Source organism: Dietzia sp., assembly GCF_036741115.1.
Lineage (GTDB): Bacteria > Actinomycetota > Actinomycetes > Mycobacteriales > Mycobacteriaceae > Dietzia.
Genome location: NZ_DAINST010000150.1, coordinates 1 through 2672, shown reverse-complemented (window position 1 = coordinate 2672; position 2672 = coordinate 1). Strand labels below are relative to the sequence as shown.

The following is a 2672-nucleotide window of genomic DNA, read 5'->3' as shown; positions in this document are numbered from 1 at the left end:
CCCGGCGATACCGGCGACGAGCTCGGCGAACTTGGCCTGCCCCGCCGGCGACGGGTGCAGCCCGTCTCCGCCGAGGAGCGACGAGTCCTTCTCCACGGCGCCATGCCAGTCGGCGACCGGGATACCGGCGCCGTCGATCGCCGCGTTCGTCGCCTCGGTCCAGTCACGGTCGGCGTAGGTGTTCACGCCCACGACCTTGGATCCTTTGCCCTTGACCTCCTCAACAAGCGCTTTGTAGTCACTCGCCGAAACTCCGCCGTTCGTGCCGAGCGCGATAACGACGGTGCCGGGCAGAGAGTCGATGTCGCGGCGAATGATGTTCGCCCCCTCATCAAAGGGCCGAGAGACACGTGCGTTGACCTTCACGCCCGGGATCTTCGCCTCGAGCTGGGACCGCGAGCCCTCGGAGATCGAGTCACCGACAACAAGCACCCCGCCGTCAGCGTTCCCTCCGCCGTCGGACTTCTTCGGCGCCTTGGCCGACGCCTTCTTCGCCGGATCGTCCTTCTTCTCGTCCTTGCTGGCGTCCTTCGGAGCCTCGCCGCCGCCACTGCCCGGGTCTTTGGCCTTGTCGACCCACGGCACCGGATCGACGTCCTTACCGCCGTCGCGGCCCCCCGGCCACACCTCGAAGTGCAGGTGCGGCCCCGAGGAGCCGCCCTCGGACCCCACGCCGGCGATGTGCTGCCCGGCCTTGACCTTGTCGCCGGGCTTTACGGTGATGTCGCCGAGCGGCATGTGTCCGTACACGGTGGAGAATTTTCCGTCTCCGTCTTTGCCCTCGTGGTCGATGACCACCCAGTTGCCGAAGCCCTGCGGCCCGTCGTTCGACGGGCCCGCGTTGACCACGACCCCGTCGGCGAACGCGAAGATCGGGGTGTGCATCGGCGCCGCCATATCGGTGCCCCGGTGGGTGGGACGATCCGGTGACCGGTAGCCCGATGACTCGGTGTAGTCCGACGATTTGAGCGGCTTGGAATACTCCCCGTCCGGTACGCCGCCGTCAGCCGATGACGACGTTCCCGTCGGCTTGCACGGGTCCTGTTCGTCCTCGTCCACTGCCACGATGACCAATGTCATCAGCATCACGAGGCCAAGGACCAGGCCCACCACGGCGGTCAGCGCACCGCCCTTGCCCTCGTCCATGGCTACCCCTCACCTCCGGTACGGGACTGGCGCAGTGCTTCACGCAGTTCCCGGTTTTCGCGCTCGAGCTGCGCAATCCGCGCCGGAACCTCAGCGGCACGGAGCATTGCCGCGTCTTCCGGGGCGTCCTCGCGCAGCCACGCCACGATCGTGTTGCGCGCCCAGCCTGACCTCGCGGCGACGATGTCCGCGGCCGGATACATGCGCATCCCGGAACCCATGAGCTCCACGACCTCGCTCACGCGCGCCTCGCGCTCTTCCGGCGTCGCCCAGCCCGCCCGCGCCATCTACTCGGCCCCCGCAATCGCCTTCGTGCGTGCGGCGTTGACTGCCGCGAACCGCTGGTTGGTGTCGTGCATCCCCGACGCCGACTCGGCCGGGGTGAATACGGTCTGGAACGGGATGCCCGGGCCCTCGCCCTCACCGACCTTGATGAGGAACTTGCCCATCCCCGGGGGCGGTGGCGCCTTCTCCCCCGGCCGGGCCGGCTCACCGGTGAGTGCCTCCGGTGTCGCCCAGCCCGTCACCAAGGCGACTTCGCTTTCGGAGAACGAGATGATCTGTCGCAGGCGGGTCACCTCTGCGCGCGGGATCGGTCCGATGATCTTCACGCGGGACCGTTCGAAGAAACCGCGGGCTTTCGCGCGCGCCGACTCGCTGCCCAACGACTCGCCGTCACCGACGGAGTGCGTGATCATCGTCAGCTCCGTGCCGATACCGCGATTGAGGCGCGTGAGCTCGTTGACTCGGTCGACCATCGCCTCGCCGAGGGACAACACCTGCCACATCTCCTCGATCACCACGTGGAAGGTGCGCATCTCGGCCAGTCCGGCATCGGCGAGGACGTGTGCGCCTTCGACCGCCGCCATGCCCTCCGCCCATGCGGTGAGCAGTACCGCGCCGCGCAGCTTGCGCTCGGACTGCGGGATGCGCGACACGTCGACGTCGATCATCGGGGCGTTGAGGTCCAGGCGCACGTTCCGTTCCCGGGAGTTGAACACCGACCCGAACTCGCCGCGCACCAGCGCATTGATCGAGCGGCGCAGAGCCAGCACCGCATCTTCGTACTTGAGTCGTTCGCGGGACTTCTCCTCGCCCGCCCGGTGCCGGCCGGCGACTTTCTCGCCGAGGGGTTCCTTTACCCAATCGGCCGGGGCATCGAGCCCGGCATCGGCGTACAGCTCGGGGTGACCGTCGATGAGGAGATCGCGCAGCTCCTCGAGGATCGGCGGGTTGTCGTTGGTGAAGCCGTACTCGGCGTACAGCAGGCCGATACCTGTCGCCAGAAGCGTGGTCTCGAAATCGTCGAGTGGACGGCCGCGCACGAGCTCGATCAGCCCGGCGACCGTCGTGACCTGCCGGCCCCGCAGGTCCGCCTGCACCGACCGCACGAGCGCCTCGAGATCGTCGCGGCGCTCCGGATCGTCGCTCGCTGCGGCCGCGGCTGCGGCGAGTTGCTCGAGCACGGTGCCCATCGCGCCCGGATCGAGCGGGTTCATGCGCTGATGGCCGTACCCGACCGTCGC

Annotated in this window: 2 protein-coding genes and 1 pseudogene; all 3 read right to left on the bottom strand. The window is 68.4% G+C overall.

The genetic code is table 11. From position 1 onward, the window contains the following. Positions 1–1146, bottom strand: a 1146-nt coding sequence (locus V7E05_RS14065; RefSeq protein ID WP_333620252.1) for a peptidoglycan DD-metalloendopeptidase family protein, incomplete at its 3' end; no start/stop codon positions are given. Between the two features lie 2 nt (positions 1147–1148). Then, positions 1149–1388 (bottom strand): hypothetical protein, encoded by a 240-nt coding sequence (locus tag V7E05_RS14060; protein WP_333620251.1) that lies wholly within the window; start codon positions 1386–1388, stop codon positions 1149–1151. Positions 1389–1433: 45 nt separating this feature from the next. Beyond that, a pseudogene (locus V7E05_RS14055) lies at positions 1434–2672 on the bottom strand (hypothetical protein); the annotation flags it as partial.